General features: G+C 63.5%; 18 protein-coding genes and 1 other RNA gene. 15 read left to right on the top strand and 4 right to left on the bottom strand.

The features are described from left to right. The first annotated feature begins 11 nt into the window (after positions 1-11). From secD to H7A13_10800, 7 genes are all read left to right on the top strand, one after another. Positions 12-1,859: a protein translocase subunit SecD gene (secD, locus tag H7A13_10830; GenBank protein ID MCP5333829.1), complete on the top strand. Its 1,848-nt coding sequence runs from the start codon at positions 12-14 to the stop codon at positions 1,857-1,859. 19 nt (positions 1,860-1,878) lie between these two features. Then, the gene (gene secF, locus H7A13_10825; GenBank protein MCP5333828.1) at positions 1,879-2,796 is read left to right on the top strand and encodes a protein translocase subunit SecF; all 918 of its coding nucleotides are present in this window, start codon (positions 1,879-1,881) and stop codon (positions 2,794-2,796) included. A gap of 92 nt (positions 2,797-2,888) precedes the next feature. Further along, complete coding sequence (locus tag H7A13_10820; protein ID MCP5333827.1) at positions 2,889-3,224, top strand: late competence development ComFB family protein; 336 nt, start codon at positions 2,889-2,891, stop codon at positions 3,222-3,224. Between the two features lie 112 nt (positions 3,225-3,336). Further along, positions 3,337-3,921 (top strand): superoxide dismutase [Fe], encoded by a 585-nt coding sequence (locus H7A13_10815; GenBank protein MCP5333826.1) that lies wholly within the window; start codon positions 3,337-3,339, stop codon positions 3,919-3,921. A gap of 135 nt (positions 3,922-4,056) precedes the next feature. After that, positions 4,057-4,938: a zinc ABC transporter substrate-binding protein gene (locus H7A13_10810; GenBank protein MCP5333825.1), complete on the top strand. Its 882-nt coding sequence runs from the start codon at positions 4,057-4,059 to the stop codon at positions 4,936-4,938. Next, positions 4,935-5,699, top strand: coding sequence for a metal ABC transporter ATP-binding protein (locus H7A13_10805; protein MCP5333824.1), 765 nt, complete (start codon positions 4,935-4,937; stop codon positions 5,697-5,699). Before H7A13_10810 ends, H7A13_10805 begins: the two co-directional genes overlap by 4 nt. Next, on the top strand, positions 5,696-6,514 hold the full coding sequence (locus H7A13_10800) for a metal ABC transporter permease (protein MCP5333823.1): 819 nt from the start codon (positions 5,696-5,698) through the stop codon (positions 6,512-6,514). Before H7A13_10805 ends, H7A13_10800 begins: the two co-directional genes overlap by 4 nt. Before the next feature lie 8 nt (positions 6,515-6,522). Here H7A13_10800 and H7A13_10795 read toward each other — a convergent pair whose 3' ends face one another. Continuing rightward, on the bottom strand, positions 6,523-7,044 hold the full coding sequence (locus H7A13_10795; protein ID MCP5333822.1) for a CreA family protein: 522 nt from the start codon (positions 7,042-7,044) through the stop codon (positions 6,523-6,525). 168 nt (positions 7,045-7,212) lie between these two features. On the opposite strand from H7A13_10795, the gene H7A13_10790 reads away from it, so the two are divergent. From H7A13_10790 to H7A13_10770, 5 genes are all read left to right on the top strand, one after another. Next, positions 7,213-7,425, top strand: coding sequence for a TIGR02449 family protein (locus H7A13_10790; protein MCP5333821.1), 213 nt, complete (start codon positions 7,213-7,215; stop codon positions 7,423-7,425). Positions 7,426-7,428: 3 nt separating this feature from the next. Beyond that, entirely contained in the window at positions 7,429-7,734 is a 306-nt protein-coding gene (locus tag H7A13_10785) for a cell division protein ZapA (protein ID MCP5333820.1), read from the top strand. 90 nt (positions 7,735-7,824) lie between these two features. Further along, positions 7,825-8,005: non-coding RNA, 6S RNA (gene ssrS, locus H7A13_10780), on the top strand. Positions 8,006-8,010: 5 nt separating this feature from the next. Further along, on the top strand, positions 8,011-8,601 hold the full coding sequence (locus H7A13_10775; GenBank protein ID MCP5333819.1) for a 5-formyltetrahydrofolate cyclo-ligase: 591 nt from the start codon (positions 8,011-8,013) through the stop codon (positions 8,599-8,601). 8 nt (positions 8,602-8,609) lie between these two features. Then, positions 8,610-9,947, top strand: coding sequence for a YihY/virulence factor BrkB family protein (locus H7A13_10770; GenBank protein ID MCP5333818.1), 1,338 nt, complete (start codon positions 8,610-8,612; stop codon positions 9,945-9,947). Here H7A13_10770 and H7A13_10765 read toward each other — a convergent pair. Beyond that, a complete protein-coding gene (locus H7A13_10765; protein MCP5333817.1) occupies positions 9,932-10,732 on the bottom strand; it encodes an SDR family oxidoreductase in 801 nt (266 codons plus the stop codon). The two genes, H7A13_10770 and H7A13_10765, sit on opposite strands and share 16 nt — an antisense overlap. Before the next feature lie 53 nt (positions 10,733-10,785). Then, complete coding sequence (locus H7A13_10760; protein MCP5333816.1) at positions 10,786-11,121, bottom strand: BON domain-containing protein; 336 nt, start codon at positions 11,119-11,121, stop codon at positions 10,786-10,788. A 241-nt stretch (positions 11,122-11,362) separates the two neighbouring features. Between H7A13_10760 and H7A13_10755 the strand changes: the two genes are divergently transcribed. The 3 genes from H7A13_10755 to H7A13_10745 are packed head-to-tail and all read left to right on the top strand — an operon-like array spanning position 11,363 to position 14,439. Further along, positions 11,363-12,661: a glycosyltransferase family 4 protein gene (locus H7A13_10755; protein MCP5333815.1), complete on the top strand. Its 1,299-nt coding sequence runs from the start codon at positions 11,363-11,365 to the stop codon at positions 12,659-12,661. Next, positions 12,648-13,355, top strand: coding sequence for a methyltransferase domain-containing protein (locus tag H7A13_10750; protein MCP5333814.1), 708 nt, complete (start codon positions 12,648-12,650; stop codon positions 13,353-13,355). Before H7A13_10755 ends, H7A13_10750 begins: the two co-directional genes overlap by 14 nt. 4 nt (positions 13,356-13,359) lie before the next feature. After that, positions 13,360-14,439 (top strand): prenyltransferase, encoded by a 1,080-nt coding sequence (locus H7A13_10745; GenBank protein MCP5333813.1) that lies wholly within the window; start codon positions 13,360-13,362, stop codon positions 14,437-14,439. Here H7A13_10745 and H7A13_10740 read toward each other — a convergent pair. After that, positions 14,386-15,006: a class I SAM-dependent methyltransferase gene (locus H7A13_10740; GenBank protein MCP5333812.1), complete on the bottom strand. Its 621-nt coding sequence runs from the start codon at positions 15,004-15,006 to the stop codon at positions 14,386-14,388. The two genes, H7A13_10745 and H7A13_10740, sit on opposite strands and share 54 nt — an antisense overlap. Positions 15,007-15,052 lie beyond the last annotated feature (46 nt).

The raw sequence follows: 15,052 nt of genomic DNA, 5'->3' as shown, positions 1-15,052 counted from the left end.
CACAGGGTGGCATGGTGAACCGTTATCCGCTTTGGAAGAATCTGCTGATTCTGGCCGTGACCCTGTATGGGTTCATCTATGCCACGCCGAACTTCTTTCCTGACCAGCCAGCCATCCAGATCTCGCGCGAGCGCAGTGGCGAACTGGTGACCGATGGGGTGGTCACCCAGCTTGGCACTGCACTCGATGCGGCCGGCATTGGCCATCAGGCAGCCGAGCGGCTCGACAACGGCAGTGTGATGATCCGCCTGCAGCAGCGCGACCAGCAACTGCCGGCGAAGGCGGTGATCGATCAGAGCCTGGGCGAGGGGCATGTAGTGGCCCTCAACCTGGCGCCGACCACGCCGCAGTGGTTGCTGGCCATTGGTGCCAAGGCGATGAAGCTGGGGCTCGACCTCAGTGGCGGTGTGCACTTCTTGATGGAGGTGGATACCCAGGCGGCGATCAAGCAGCGGCAGGAGATCTATGTGGCCGAACTGCGCCAGCGGCTGCGCGAAGAGAAGCTGCGCTACCGGCAGCTGGAGCCGCAGGTGGATGGGCGGTTGCGGCTGCACTTCAACACGGCCGAGGAGCGCACCAAGGCGGCGGAGTGGGTTCGCGGGCAGTACCGTGAATTCGCGGTGGCCGAAGGGGGCGAGGGGGAGCGGCTCTTTCTCGATCTGCGGTTGACCGAAGCCAAGGTGAAGGAGATCGCCGACTATGCGATGGAGCAGAACCTCACCACGCTGCGCAACCGGGTGAATGAGCTGGGCGTGGCCGAACCGCTGGTGCAGCGCCAAGGCAGCAACCGCATCGTGGTGGAGTTGCCCGGCGTGCAGGACACCGCGCAGGCCAAGCGGACCCTCGGCAAGACCGCCAACCTGGAGTTCCGCCTGGAGGCGCGCGATCCGGCCAAGGGCGAGCAGTTCGCTTTCCGTGACGAACGGCTCGGCGAGGCGCGGCTGGAGCGCGATGTGGTCACCACCGGCGACAGCGTCTCCAATGCGCAATCCTCCTATGACGAGAATGGCCGGCCGCAGGTCAACATCGACCTCGACAGCCGTGGCGGCAAGCGCATGCTCGATGCGACGCGCGAAAATGTCGGTCGCCGTCTGGGCGTGCTCTTCATCGAGCAGAAGGTGCGCATGGTCGAGCGTGAACGCGATGGGCAGCGGGTGCGCGAGCCGGTTCGGGTCAACGAACGCAAGATCATTTCGCTGGCCACCATTCAATCGCCGCTCGGCAACAGCTTTCGGGTCACCGGTCTCGACAGTCCGCAGGAGGCGGCCGAACTGGCACTGCTGCTGCGCGCCGGCGCATTGGCCGCGCCGATGGTCTTTGTCGAGGAGCGCACCGTCGGCCCGAGCCTGGGGCAGGAGAACATCCGTCTGGGCACCCGGTCGGCGCTGATCGGCATCGCTCTGGTGATGCTGTTCATGGTGCTGGTCTACAAGCTGTTCGGCCTGATCGCCAATGTGGCCCTGATGGTGAACCTGGCGCTGCTGGTGGCGGTGATGTCGCTGATCTCGGCGACCCTCACGCTGCCCGGCATTGCCGGCATCGTGCTGGCGATGGGGATGGCGGTCGATGCCAACGTGTTGATCTTTGGCCGCATCCGCGAGGAGCTGAAGAACGGCATGTCACCGCAGGCGGCGATCAGCGCCGGCTTCGACCGGGCCTTTCTGACCATTCTCGACTCCAACCTGACCACCCTGATCGCCACCTTCATCCTCTATCTGATCGGCACCGGACCGGTAAAGGGCTTTGCCATCACCCTGTCGATCGGCATCATCGTCTCGATGTTCACGGCCGTCACCGGTTCACGGGCGCTGATCAACCTGATCTACGGTGGGCGCAAAGTGAAAAAACTGTTGATCTGATACCAGGAGCAGCGGCCGGATGGCGGATGAAAAGATCATTGACTTCATGGGCTGGCGCAAGCCGGTCGGCGGCTTCTCCATCGTTCTGATGGTGGTGGCGGTGCTGGCGATTGCGCTGCGTGGCTTCAATCTGGGGCTCGACTTTTCGGGTGGCTCACTGATCGAGCTGCACTTCAGCCAGCCCGCCGATCCGCAACAGGTGCGCGACACCCTGCATGGTGCGGGTCTCGATGCCGTGGTGCAGCACTTCGGCAGTCAGAATGAGCTGCTGGTGCGGCTGCACCGGGAGTTCAAGGCCGGGCTGGGTGAAGAGGTCGTGCAGCTGCTCGATCCGCAGCGCAGCGGCAGCGTCACTCTGACGCGGGCTGAATTCGTCGGTTCACAGGTGGGCGATGAGCTGTTGCAGAAAGGGTTGCTGGCGGTCTTTGTCGCGCTGATCGCCGTGCTGCTCTATGTCGCCTGGCGCTTTCCGTGGAAGTTCGCGGTTGGTGCGGTGCTGGCGCTGTTCCATGACGTGGTGGTCACCCTCGGTGCCTTTGCGCTCTTCCAGTGGGAGTTCGACCTCACCGTGCTGGCGGCAGTGCTGGCGATCATCGGCTACTCGCTGAATGACAGCATCGTGGTCGGTGACCGGATTCGCGAATGCTTCCGCAAGATTCGCAAGGAGAGCTCTTATCGGGTGATCAACATCTCCATCACCCAGACGCTCGACCGGACCATCTTCACCTCCCTGACCGTGATTCTGGCGGTGCTGGCGCTGTTCTTTCTGGGCGGGGATGCGATTCATGGCTTCTCCAAGGCACTGCTGATCGGTGTGGGGTTCGGCACCTACTCCTCGGTCTATGTCGCGTCGAGCCTGTTGCTGCTTCTCAGGATCAGCCGCGAGGATTTTCTGGTTCAGGTCAAGGAGGCGGCCAAGGACGATGGCCGGCCGTGACCGGCCATCGCCTTGAGGCGCCGGGCGCAAGTGGCGCTTCTGGCCTACACTTCGGTGAGGATCAATGTCCTGTTCACCGGAGAAAACTCACCATGTTCCGTGCACCACCCCGTCCCGTGTCGGCAGAATCGCCCTTTGCCTCGGTTCACAACGTCTACGAGCGGCTGGTCGTCGAACAGATTCGGCAGACCCTTGGCTTCAACAGCAGCGAAAACGACAGCGACTATCTGGCCGATGTGGCCTGTGTCGCGCTCAACCACCTGCCGCCGCGCTATCTGCGCTACGAGGTGGACTTTCTGTTCTACCTCTCGCCACAGGAGCGCGCCGAACTCGAGCAGAAGGTGGCGCAGGCGGTGAACCAGGCCGCGCTGCATGTCGCCAATTCGCGCCGTTCGGCCAGCGGTGGCTATCAGCAGGCACTGGGTTGACGGGGGCTGGCGCGACAGCGGCACTCAATCGAATCGGCAGGCGCCATGGCGGGGGATAGTTGATACAATAGCTGGGCCATTAACCACTGGTGAGTCGAAGGAGAATCACAGCATGAGCCAGTTTACCCTGCCAGAATTGCCCTACGCGATGGATGCCCTGCAGCCGCACATCTCCAAAGAGACGCTGGAGTTCCACTACGGCAAGCATCACAAGACCTATGTCGACAAGCTCAACGGCCTGATCAAGGGCACCGAGTTCGAAGGCAAGACGCTCGAACAGATCATCAAGAGTTCATCGGGCGGTGTCTTCAACAATGCCGCGCAGGTGTGGAACCACACCTTCTATTGGCACAGCCTGAGCCCGAAAGGTGGCGGTGCGCCCACCGGCAAGATTGCCGAGGCCATCAACAAGGCGTTCGGCTCCTTTGATGATTTCAAGGCCAAGTTCAATGACATGGCGGTCAACAACTTCGGTTCCAGCTGGACCTGGCTGGTCAAAAAGGCCGATGGATCACTCGACATCGTCAACACCAGCAACGCTGCCACGCCGCTGACCGATGCCAACCTGACCGCGCTGCTGACGGTCGATCTGTGGGAACATGCCTACTACATCGACTATCGCAACGTCCGCCCCGATTACCTGAAGGGCTTCTGGTCGCTGGTCAACTGGGAGTTCGTCAACCAGAATCTCGGCTGACCCCCGTTGCGCTGACCGCGCCCGTGCGGTTCGGCTGTCGATGAAACCCCGGCGACCGTCGGGGTTTATTTTTTTCAGGAGCATGCGCTGTGCGCCATCGGCGAAGGCGACGGCTTTATCTCGTGAATGGATATAATGAAAACTTTTGGGTCAAGGCCACGCATGGGTCGCCGCTTTGCACTGTTTTTTTTGTGGCTCCTGGCCAGTTCGTTCGCGGTGGCTGAATTGCGGGTGGCGGTCGCCATCGCACCGCAGAAGTATTTGCTCGAACGCCTGGCCGGTTCGCGGGTGAAAGTGCTGCAGGTGGTGCCGCCGGGGCAGGGCGTCGAGACCTACGAGCCAACCCCGCGGTTGATGAGCGAACTGGACAGCAGCCAGCTCTACTTTCAGCTTGGCCTGCCCTTCGAGCGTGTCTGGCTGCCCAAGGTGCGTGGGCTCCATCCGGCGTTGCAGGTGGTCGATGTCGCCGCCGGCATCGAGCGGCTGCAGATGGATGGGCATCATCATGGTGATTCACGGCAGTCAGAGGCACTTGCCGATCCACATCTCTGGCTGGCGCCCGGACTGTTGCTGCGTCAAGCGGCCAACATGCGCGATGCACTGATGGCCGCCGATCCGGCCGCGGCTGTGCACTATCAGCAGGGTTATGGCCGGCTGGAGCAGGAGCTGACCGCCCTCGATGCCGAGTTGAGTGCACAATTGGCCTCCCGGCGTGGCGCCAGTTTCATGGTCTACCATCCGGCCTTTGGCTACTTTGCCGATGCCTATGGACTGCGCCAGATTGCCATCGAGCGCGAGGGCAAGTCTCCCGGTGCCCGCTCGCTGGCCCAGGTGATCGAAGCGGGTCGGCAGGCCGGTGTGCGCGTGATTCTGGTCGAGCAGCAGACCGATCGGCGGGTGGCTGAAATGGTGGCCGACAGCCTCGGTGCCCGTGTCGTCAAGGTGGACCACCTGGCCGAGGATGTGCCGGCCACGCTGCGCCAGTTGGGTGCCCTGCTGGCAGACCCCACACCATGAATACCGAACGATTGCCGCTCGAGATCGACCGGCTCCGCTTCTCCTATGGAGGTGTTCCGTTGTTGGAGCAGATCGACCTGCGGGTCGAGCCGCGTGAGTTTCTGGCGCTGATCGGCCCCAATGGCAGTGGCAAGAGCACCCTGTTCAAGCTGATTCTGGGATTGCGGCAGCCCGACGGTGGCACGATTCGGCTCTTCGGCCGCCCGCCACGCGAAGCGCGCCGCTGGGTCGGCTATGTACCGCAATATCCGCTGTTCAACCGCGACTTTCCGATCACCGTCACCCAGGCAGTGATGCTGGGTCGGCTGGGGCTGACGCGGCGCTGGTTCGGTTTCAACCGGGCCGATCGGCTGGCCACCGCCCGTGCCCTCGACGAGGTGGGCATCAGCGGTCTGGCCAACCGTCCGATCGGCAACCTCTCCGGCGGGCAGCTCCAGCGGCTGCTGGTGGCGCGTGCGCTGGTGACCGAACCCAGGCTGCTGCTGCTGGATGAGCCGACCGCCAACATCGACCAGCAGGGCGAACAGGGGCTGTTCGACCTGCTGGGGCTGCTCAATCAGCGCATGGCCATCGTGGTGATCTCGCATGACATCGGCTTCATCTCGCAGCAGGTGAACCGGGTCGCCTGCCTCAACCGCACGCTGATCTGCCATCCGGCCACTGAGCTCAAGAGCAGTGACATCGAGCAGATGTATGGACGTCCGATGCACCTGATCCACCATGAACATGCCCACCACACGCCGGGCGAGGGGATGCGGTGAGCGATTTTCTGCAGGCGCTGGCCAGCCAGCCCTTTCTGCGGCAGGCACTGTTCGCCGGCCTGCTGGCCAGCGTGGCCTGTGGCGTGATTGGCAGCTATGTGGTGGTCAAGCGCATCGGTTACCTGGCCGGCGGTATTGCCCATTCGGTGCTGGGCGGGATGGGGGTTGCCTACTTCTTCGGTGGCGACCCGATGGATGGCGCACTGGTCGCGGCGGTGCTGGCGGCGCTGTTGATCAGTTGGGTCAATCTGCATTGGCGCGAACATGAGGACACCGTGATCGGCGCACTGTGGGCAGCAGGGATGGCCGTCGGCATCCTGCTGATGGCGCGCACGCCCGGCTACAACGTCGATCTGATGAGCTACCTGTTCGGCAACATTCTGCTGGTGCCGAGTTCTGAGCTGTGGCGAATGGCCTGGCTCGACCTGATCGTGCTGCTGCTGGTGCTGCTGTTCCAGAAGCAGTTTCTTGCGGTGGTCTTTGACGAGGAGTTCGCCCGGTTGCGTGGCATCAGGGTGGCGTTCTACTACCCGCTGCTGCTGGTGCTGATCGCGGTGACCGTGGTGGTGCTGATCCAGATGGTGGGGCTGATTCTGGTGATTGCGCTGCTGACGCTGCCCGCCGCCGTCAGTGGCCACTATGTGCGCACGCTCGGCTGGATGATGGTGGGTGCCACCCTGTTGGGCATGCTCTTCACCTTTGCCGGGCTGGCGCTCTCCTACGGACCTGATCTGCCGGCTGGTGCGACCATCATCCTGCTGGCCAGTGCAACCTATCTGATCTCGGTGGTTGCGCTGGCATGGCGGCGGCGCTGAGGTCGAAGTCAGCGATCGAACCGCGCTGGCTGGGCGGCGACACCATTCCAGGCGGCCAGCGGCACCGCCGAGATCGAATTGCGCGGCGAGCCCTCGATCAGCCGGTCGCTCCAGGTCATGTAGACCAGCGTGTTGCTCTGGGCGTCATGAAAACGGGTGACATGCAGCTCCTTGAACAGCAGCGAACGGCGCTCGTTGAACACCTCCTCGCCATTTTTTCCGGCGGCGATCGCGCTTCGAAAGCGGATCGGGCCGGTCTGATGGCAGGAGATGCTGGCATCGGAGGTGTCTTCGGCAACGCCGAACGCCCCCTTGAGTCCGCCAGTCACCGCCCGGCTGATGTAGCAGGTGATCCCCTCCACGGCGGGATCCTCGAACGCATGGATCTTGATCTTGTCATTCGGGGTCAGGAACTTGAACACCGTACTGACCTCGCCGATCGGGAGTCCATCATCGGCCAGCAGTGGCAGGCTGCTGCCAAGGGTGGCGAAAAGGGCTGCCAGGCGCAGCCATGCGAAGCGCTCTCTCATCGAAGCATCCACCTGTCGAAGCGGTGGCGCGAGCTTAGTTTTGCGCGGCGGACGATGCAAGCGGTGGCAAGCAGCATCGTTGACGCCATCGCCGTGCAGCGATTGATCGATGGTGCCCGGCGCTCTATAGTTGATCGAATCGATTCTGCATCGCCCTGAAAGAGCCTCATGAACCACCTTGACCCGGCCATTGCTGATCTTGAACGCAAAATCGACCTGCTGATCGGCCGTTGCGAGCAGTTGAGCAAGGAGAATGCCCGGCTGCGCGCCAGTGAATCGACCTGGCGTGGTGAGCGGACGCGGCTGGTCGAACAGCAGCACCATGCCCGGCAGCAGGTGGTCGAGATGATCAAACGGCTCAAGGCGCTGGATCAGGAGTGAGTCATGGCTGAAAAGGGCGAAAGCTGTACGCTGACCATCCAGATCCTGGACAAATCGTTTCAGGTGAGCTGTCCGGTGGAGGAGCGCGCGGCGCTGGCGGAGTCCGCCCGCTATCTCGATGAGAAGATGCGCGGTATTCGCAGCAGCGGTTCGATCATCGGCATGGAGCGCATCGCGGTGATGGCGGCGCTGAACATCGCCCACGACTACCTGCGCAGCGAGCAGCAGCGCCTGCTGCTGGAGCAGGGCCGGCAACATCTGCATGACAAGCTCGATGTGGCGCTGACACAGCTGCTGCCTGGCGAATGAGTTGCCGCACGGTGCAGTGTGAAGATGCCCGTCCGGTTTTCCGATTCTCGAAAGATGCTGCTTTGGCGCTGACGCTGCTATACTCAAGCCAGCTCCCTGGGGCGTTGGCCAGTCGGGTATGTCCCCGAGCCGATTCTCTGAAAACTGGAGGTCGCCAGCAGGTGATGGTGTGCATGTCCGCTGGTCGGAAAGCCTGATTCACCTCAGTGACCGCCGCCTTGGACTCTATTGGTTCAAGGGCTCTACCGACAGCGGCGTTCTCGGGGAGCTCCCTGCATGAGTGATCTGCGGCCACTGCGGCGCGAACTGCGTCGCCAGCGTCGCGCCCTCTCTGCTTCCGCGCAGCGCCAGGCTGCCGCTTCGGTCGCGCGCCATCTGGCCGGCTGGCTGAGTTTTCTCCATAGCCGACGCATCGGTCACTATCTGGCCAGCGATGGCGAGATCGATCCGAGCAGTGCACTGCTGCGTGGCCAGGCCCGTGGTGCGCAGGGTTTTCTGCCGATCCTGCACCCCTTTGCCCACAACCGTCTGCTGTTTGCGCCGCACCGGCCCGGTGAGCGGCTGATTCTGAACCGTTATGCCATTGCGGAGCCCGATCTGCGCCGGCAGGTGCTGACGCCGGCCTGGTCGCTCGATCTGGTGTTGCTGCCGCTGGTGGCGTTTGACCGCAGTGGAGCGCGGTTGGGGATGGGGGGCGGCTACTATGACCGGACCTTTGCGCTGGATCGTCCCTGGCCATCGCGCCCGTTGCTGGTGGGCGTTGCCCACCATTTTCAGGAGCGGCCCCAACTGCCGATGGCGACCTGGGATGTCCCGCTCGATGCGGTGGTGACCGACCGGGAGCTGATTCTGATCCGGTGCAGGTGACCCGGCCGATGCGGACCGAGATGGATTTTCTGCTGTTGCGCCGGATCGAGAAGCGGCTCTTTGCCGAAGATGACGCTCTGCCGGGCTGGCGGCGCCGACTGCTGTGGCCGACACGGCTGCTCTACGTCATGCTGCGTGACATTTTCTACGGTCCACTTCCTCTGCACGCCACCAGTCTGGTCTACACCACGCTGTTGTCACTGGTGCCGCTGATGGCGCTGGGCGTCGCAGTGATCAAGCTGTTCGGATTGCCGGATCAACTGCTGCCGCTGCTGCATGGGTTTTTGCAGCCGCTCGGTGAGCGGGGCGAGACGGTGAACAGAACCGTCATCGACTTCATCGAGCGCATCGACATCGCGCCGCTCGGTTCGATCGGTCTGATCCTGCTGGTCTATGTCGCCGTCACACTGATCTACAAGGTCGAACGTTCGCTCAATCTGATCTGGCGGGTGCGGCGCCATCGCACCTTTTTGCAGCTCATCGGCCACTGTCTGCTGCTGGTGCTGCTGGGTCCGCTGCTGCTGGTCGTGCTGATGGGTGCGATCGCCGTGGTGATGAACAGCACCCTGATGCACCATCTGCTGGCGTTGGGGGCGGTGAGCAGCCTGCTGCTGCAACTCTCCTGGCTGCTGCCGGTGTTGTTGGCGGCGCTGATGATCGGCGCTGTCTATCTGCTGGTGCCCAACACCTCGGTCCGGCTCTCTGCGGCATTCACCGGTTCGACGGTGGCCAGCCTGCTGTGGCAGCTGTGTGGACGGATCTTCTCCGGCTTTTTGATCTCATCGGCCCACTACGAGGCGATCTATTCGGGCTTCGCGGTGCTGATTCTGCTGCTGTTGTGGCTGTTCTGGAGCTGGCTGATCCTGCTGCTTGGAGCCGCTGTCGCCTTTTATCTGCAGAATCCGGCGCAGATGAAGAGCGAGCGCAACGAGCTGTGGGTCGGCGGCAGTCTGACCCGTCTGCTCGGCCTGTCGATCATGCATCAGCTGGCGTGCAGCGCGCAGCGGAAGGAGGGCGTGACGCTGGCGTCACTGAGCGAGCGGTTGCAGACACCGATCTGGAGTGTCAGCGCGGTGGTCGACCTGCTGGGGGTCGCGGGTCTGCTGACACGCCAGGCCACCGCGCCCGAAGCCTGCCGGCTGGCGTGTGAACCGGCGCAGATCGAGCTGGCGGCACTGCTGCGTCTTCTGGACGAGGGGGGTGAGCCGTCAGCAACGCCGACCGTACCGTTGCCGGCGGCTGTCGAGCAGCTCCATCAGCGGCTGATGCAGGCCGAGCAGGGGGCAGTGGGACGCATGACGCTTGCGGAGCTGGCGGCGACAGCTGAAGGTCAGACCTGCCCCTGAGTGGCGCCGGCACTGCAAAGCAGCGCACCGCCATCGATGCGGATGTTCTGCCCGGTGATGAAGCTGGCGCGCTCACTGACCAGGAACAGTGCCAGATCGGCCACTTCGTCACGACGGGCGATGCGGCCGATCAGGTTGGGATGGCGTTCCTGCACGCTGCGCGCCTCGATCTGCGACCAGTCACCGTCCCAGCCCTGACGTTGGGCCCGGCGGCGGAAGCTGGCCTCGACCTCCGGCGTCAGAATCAGTCCGGGCGAGAGGATGTTGACGGTGATGCCGCTGGCCGGCAGGCTCTGGGCCAGACCAAGCGTGAGGGTCAGCAGCGCCCCCTTGGCAGCGTAGTAGTGCGGCATGCTGCCACCAGGCCGGTCGGTGCCGAGGGTGCCCAGTTGCAGGATCCGGCCCCAGCCTTGCTGCTTCATGCCCGGCAGCCAGGCATCGATCATGCGGCTGGCCGACAGCACATTGAGCTGATAGCTCGCCAACCAGTCGGCGGTGGTCAACTCGCCCCACTGGCCCGCTTCGGCGGCGCCGAGGTTGTTGATCAGGATGTCGACTCCACCGCACAGCGCCCTGGCCTGTGTCACCACCTGAGCGGCACCTTCGTCGGTGGTCAGATCGCCCCACAGATGGCCGAGGCAGCCCGCGGCGGGTTCGCTGTCGGCCGTGGGACCGTGGCTCAGGACCCTGACCCCCTCGGTGGCCAGCCGCTGCGCAATCACCTGGCCAGTGCCGCGGTGGCTGCCGGTGACCAGCGCCACCCGGTTGCGAATGCCCAGATCCATGAGGCGGGCCCTGTGTGGTGCTGTTTCGGAGAGGTCTTGACCGCTGTGCCGGTTCAGTGGCCGTTGGCAGGCTTGACGGCGATCCGGTTGTTCACCTTGACCACGCCCGGAGTCTCGGCGGTCACCTTCTCGGCCAACCGAATCATCTTCTCGTTGTCGACAAAGCCGCCCAACTGCACCACGCCCCTGAAGGTGTCGACGGTGATGTCGAAGAATTTCAGGTGCGGGTTGGCGATGATGTTCGACTTCACCCGGGTGGTGATGACCGCATCATCGAGCCGCTCTCCGGTGCTGCGGTCATAGCGGTTGCCGGTACAACCCTGCAGCGACAGCAGCAGGACGACACAGAGCGAAAGGAACAGAAGCGGTAGGTTGCGCAGGGTCTGCATGGTGGCTCGTTTTCAGTGGAATGGAGGGAGTACCGCACAGCGGCGACGGTCGCTATCCTAGGTCAAATCAAGGTCTGCTGCCAAGCCGTAACTGCTTGTTTCTTGCCTGATTGTTGATCAGTCAAGTAGAATTCACCGGATCAAGTGCCCGGTTCTGGCACGTTTTTTCATACCAGCCCTGATGCGGCGAGGGATGACCATGCCGGGTGGCAGTTCGACCTGATTGATGTATGGATACCTGATGGCGCTGGCTTCGGCAGTGATTGAACAACGGCCACCGCTCGATGCAATGGCCATCGAGCGTCCGCTGCGCATCGCGCTGCTGGGCTACCGCAGCCACCCCTATTGCGGAGGGCAGGGGGTCTATCTGCGCTTTCTCAGCAAGGCGCTGGTCGAGGCCGGTCACAGTGTCGATGTGATCTCCGGCCCCCCTTATCCGCAACTCGATCCGCGGGTCAGACTGATCAAATTGCCCAGTCTCGACCTCTTTGCACAGACCTCCTTCTTTCCCCATGCCAGCCTGCGCGCGCTGCGCGATCCGATCAACCGTTTCGAATATTGGGGCAAGCTGACCGGCGGTTTCGTCGAGCCGGAGACCTTTGGTCGTCGCCTGGTTCACCACTTTCGCGATCGCCGCCAGCAGTATGATCTGGTGCATGACAACCAGAGCCTCTGCCATGGATTGTTGCAGTTGCAGCAGTGGGGCATTCCCACCGTCGCCACCATCCACCACCCGATCACCCGCGATCTGGAGATTGCCCTCGACAGCGCCCGCAACGGCTGGCATCGGCTGCTGATCCGGCGCTGGCACTCCTTTTTGACCATGCAGAAGGCGGTGGCACGGGAGCTGAACCATCTGGTGACGGTTTCGGAGTGCTCCCGCCGTGACATTGCCACTGCCTTCGACTTGCCGATCGAGTCGATCAATCTGGTCTACAACGGCATCGACACCGATGAGTTCCGTCCCTATCCGGAACTGCCGCGCGAACGCTTCCAGATCATGGCGACGGCCAGCGCCGATGCCCCGCTGAAGGGGCTCGACCACCTGCTGGAGGCGGTTGCCAGGCTGGTGCCGGACTACCCCGCCCTGCGGCTGGTGGTGCTGGGGCAACCCAAGCCGGGCGGTCACACCGAGCGGCTGATCGAGCGGCTGCGGCTGACCGACCGGGTGCGTTTCGTGCGCGGGCTCTCGACCGCAGAGGTGGCGCAGCTCTATGCACGCTCCACGCTGGCGGTGGTGCCATCGCTGTATGAAGGCTTTGGGCTGCCGGCCGGTGAGGCGATGGCCTGCGGCGTGCCGGTGATCTCGACCACCGGCGGCGCGCTGCCCGAAGTGGTGGGAGATGCCGGTGTGCTGGTGCCGCCGGGCGATGCCGTCGCACTCGCCAGTGCCATTGCCGAATTGCTGGAGGATCCGGCACGGCGCGAAGAGTTGGGGGAGGCGGCCCGCCGGCGCATCGAGCAGCAGTTCAGCTGGCAGGTGACTGCCCGGCAGATGACCGACTACTACCAGACGCTGCTGACCCATGCTGACCGTTGACCTCGACCGTTTCGCGCTGCGACCGGGTGACCGGGTGCTCGACCTCGGCTGTGGCGAAGGGCGGCATGTCATCTCCTTCTACATGGCAGCCGAGGTGTTGGCGGTGGGGGTCGACCTCGGCTGGAACGATCTTCAGACCAGCCAGAGCCGTTTCCGTGACTTTGCCGAACCGGACAACCCGAACAAGCGCCTTGCGCTGCTGCAGGGCACTGCGCTGCGGCTGCCTTTTGCCGATGGCAGTTTCGATACCGTAGTATGCTCCGAGGTGCTGGAGCACATTCCCGACTATCGGGGCGCGCTGGCGGAGATCGTCAGAGTCCTGCGGCCGGGCGGCACCTTTGTCGCCAGTGTGCCGCGTTTCTGGCCGGAGAAGATCTGCTGGCTGCTGAGCGATGCCTACCACGAGGTCGAGGGTGGGCATGTGCGAATCTTTGATGCCGGAGCGCTCCAGTCCGACATCGAACGGCTTGGATTCAGCTGCTACGACCGCCACCATGCCCATGCGCTGCACAGCCCCTACTGGTGGCTGCAATGCCTGCTCTGGTCAAGACGTGACCACTCCTGGCTGGTGAAGTGGTATCACAAGCTGTTGGTGTGGGATTTGCTGAAAAAGCCTTGGCTGACCCAAACCGCCGAGCGCCTGCTCAACCCGTTGATTGGAAAAAGCGTCGTCATGTACTTCACGAAGGGATGAGATCGTGACCCAGTTATACCTCTCCAAAGGCGCTCTGCCGCTCGACTATTTTCGTCCGTCAATCGATTACATTCTCGACGTGCAACGCAGCGACGGCGCCATTCCCTGGTTTCACGGCGGCCATTTCGACCCCTGGGATCACACCGAAGCCGCCATGGGGCTGAGCATTGCCGGCCATCTGGAGGAGGCGGAGCAGGCCTATGACTGGCTGCGGCAGTGGCAGCTGGAGGATGGCAGTTGGTGGGCACGCTATGAGCAGGGCCAGCCGGTGCTGGATGCCGAGGCGCGCAAGGAGAGCAACTTCACCGCCTATGTGGCCACCGGCGTCTGGCACCACTACCTGATCACCACCGACGAGAGCTTTCTGCGCCGCATGTGGCGCACCGTCGAGCGGGCCATCGACCATGTGGTGGCCCTGCAGTGCCGGCGTGGCACCATCCCCTGGGCGATTGATGCCGAAGGAGTGCCCCGTGCGCAGGCGCTGGTCACCGGTTGCAGTTCGGTGCACAAGAGCCTGGAGTGTGCCCTCAACATCGCCACGGTGCTGGGCCATGCCAGGCCACAGTGGTCACTGGCGCGCGAACGGCTGGGCGATGCGCTGCGCAACCACCCCGAGCGGTTCGATCAGAGCAAGACACGCTACTCGATGGACTGGTTCTATCCGATTCTGGGGGGCGTGGAGCGCGGTGCGGCTGCCCGGCAACGGTTGCAGACGCGCTGGAGCAGCTTTGTCGAACATGAGCTCGGTTGCCGCTGCGTCAGCGACGAACCCTGGGTGACGGTGGCGGAGTCCTGCGAGCTGACGCTGGCGCTGCTGGCGGCGGGCGAGCGGCACAAGGCCAACGAACTCTTCAGCTGGCTGCACCAGTTCCGCTGCGAGAATGGCGTCTACTGGACTGGCTACCAGTTCAGCCTCGACCTGCTCTGGCCCGATGAACAGCCCACCTGGACTGCCGGAGCGGTGCTGCTGGCCGCCGATGCGCTGGCCGAGGCGACCCCGGCCGCGCGGCTCTTCACCGAGGTCAATCTGCTAGAGGCGGCGCAGCAGCCCCAGAGTGCGGGCCATCGGGAGCTGTTCGAATAGCCCCGAGGCGCTCGCAAGCTGATAGATCTGATGGGGGGCCTGACCGCCATCGCGCGGGTCGGGAAAGATGTCATGGATGGCGAGAATGCCGCCCGGCACGAGGTGGCCGGCCCAGCAGCGGTAATCGGTCAGCGCTGCTTCCAGGCTGTGGCCACCATCGATGAAGACCATGCCGAGCGGCGTGTTCCAGTGGCGAGCTGCCAGTGCCGAGGGGGCGACGATCGGTACCACCTGTGCGTCGAGACCGGCACGGCGCAGGTTGCGGCGAAAGGTGCGGAAGCTGTCCATCACCGCCTCTTCGCGGTCGTAGAGCTCCGGATCGTGGTACTCCTCGCCGAGTTGATGCTCCTCCGAACCGCCGTGATGATCGATCGCATAGAGCAGCGCGTCGGTCTGACGACAGGCGGCGGCGAGGTAGAGGGTCGATTTTCCGCAGTAGCTGCCGATCTCCAGGCAAGGTCCAAGGCGGCTGGCGATCAACGCCTGCCGGTAGAGCGCTGCGCCTTCGTCAGGGTGCAGAAAGCCCTTGACCTGGTCGATGTCGATCGGCAATTCAACCTGTTCCATAACCATTCCCGAAAACCAAAGCGCCTATAATACGGCAGCGGCTCAT

The organism is Pseudomonadales bacterium (assembly GCA_024234215.1).
Classification (GTDB): domain Bacteria; phylum Pseudomonadota; class Gammaproteobacteria; order Pseudomonadales; family UBA5862; genus JACKOQ01.
This window is presented reverse-complemented; position numbering and strand designations above follow the sequence as displayed.

Excerpts from the sequence above, each read along its gene's own strand:
- secD (MCP5333829.1), top strand. The coding sequence starts at position 12 with ATGGTGAACCGTTATCCGCTTTGGAAGAATCTGCTGATTCTGGCCGTG.
- secF (MCP5333828.1), top strand. The coding sequence starts at position 1,879 with ATGGCGGATGAAAAGATCATTGACTTCATGGGCTGGCGCAAGCCGGTC.
- H7A13_10820 (MCP5333827.1), top strand. The coding sequence starts at position 2,889 with ATGTTCCGTGCACCACCCCGTCCCGTGTCGGCAGAATCGCCCTTTGCC.
- H7A13_10815 (MCP5333826.1), top strand. The coding sequence starts at position 3,337 with ATGAGCCAGTTTACCCTGCCAGAATTGCCCTACGCGATGGATGCCCTG.
- H7A13_10810 (MCP5333825.1), top strand. The coding sequence starts at position 4,057 with ATGAAAACTTTTGGGTCAAGGCCACGCATGGGTCGCCGCTTTGCACTG.
- H7A13_10805 (MCP5333824.1), top strand. The coding sequence starts at position 4,935 with ATGAATACCGAACGATTGCCGCTCGAGATCGACCGGCTCCGCTTCTCC.
- H7A13_10795 (MCP5333822.1), bottom strand. The coding sequence starts at position 7,044 with ATGAGAGAGCGCTTCGCATGGCTGCGCCTGGCAGCCCTTTTCGCCACC.
- H7A13_10790 (MCP5333821.1), top strand. The coding sequence starts at position 7,213 with ATGAACCACCTTGACCCGGCCATTGCTGATCTTGAACGCAAAATCGAC.
- H7A13_10785 (MCP5333820.1), top strand. The coding sequence starts at position 7,429 with ATGGCTGAAAAGGGCGAAAGCTGTACGCTGACCATCCAGATCCTGGAC.
- H7A13_10775 (MCP5333819.1), top strand. The coding sequence starts at position 8,011 with ATGAGTGATCTGCGGCCACTGCGGCGCGAACTGCGTCGCCAGCGTCGC.
- H7A13_10770 (MCP5333818.1), top strand. The coding sequence starts at position 8,610 with ATGCGGACCGAGATGGATTTTCTGCTGTTGCGCCGGATCGAGAAGCGG.
- H7A13_10765 (MCP5333817.1), bottom strand. The coding sequence starts at position 10,732 with ATGGATCTGGGCATTCGCAACCGGGTGGCGCTGGTCACCGGCAGCCAC.
- H7A13_10760 (MCP5333816.1), bottom strand. The coding sequence starts at position 11,121 with ATGCAGACCCTGCGCAACCTACCGCTTCTGTTCCTTTCGCTCTGTGTC.
- H7A13_10755 (MCP5333815.1), top strand. The coding sequence starts at position 11,363 with ATGGCGCTGGCTTCGGCAGTGATTGAACAACGGCCACCGCTCGATGCA.
- H7A13_10750 (MCP5333814.1), top strand. The coding sequence starts at position 12,648 with ATGCTGACCGTTGACCTCGACCGTTTCGCGCTGCGACCGGGTGACCGG.
- H7A13_10740 (MCP5333812.1), bottom strand. The coding sequence starts at position 15,006 with ATGGAACAGGTTGAATTGCCGATCGACATCGACCAGGTCAAGGGCTTT.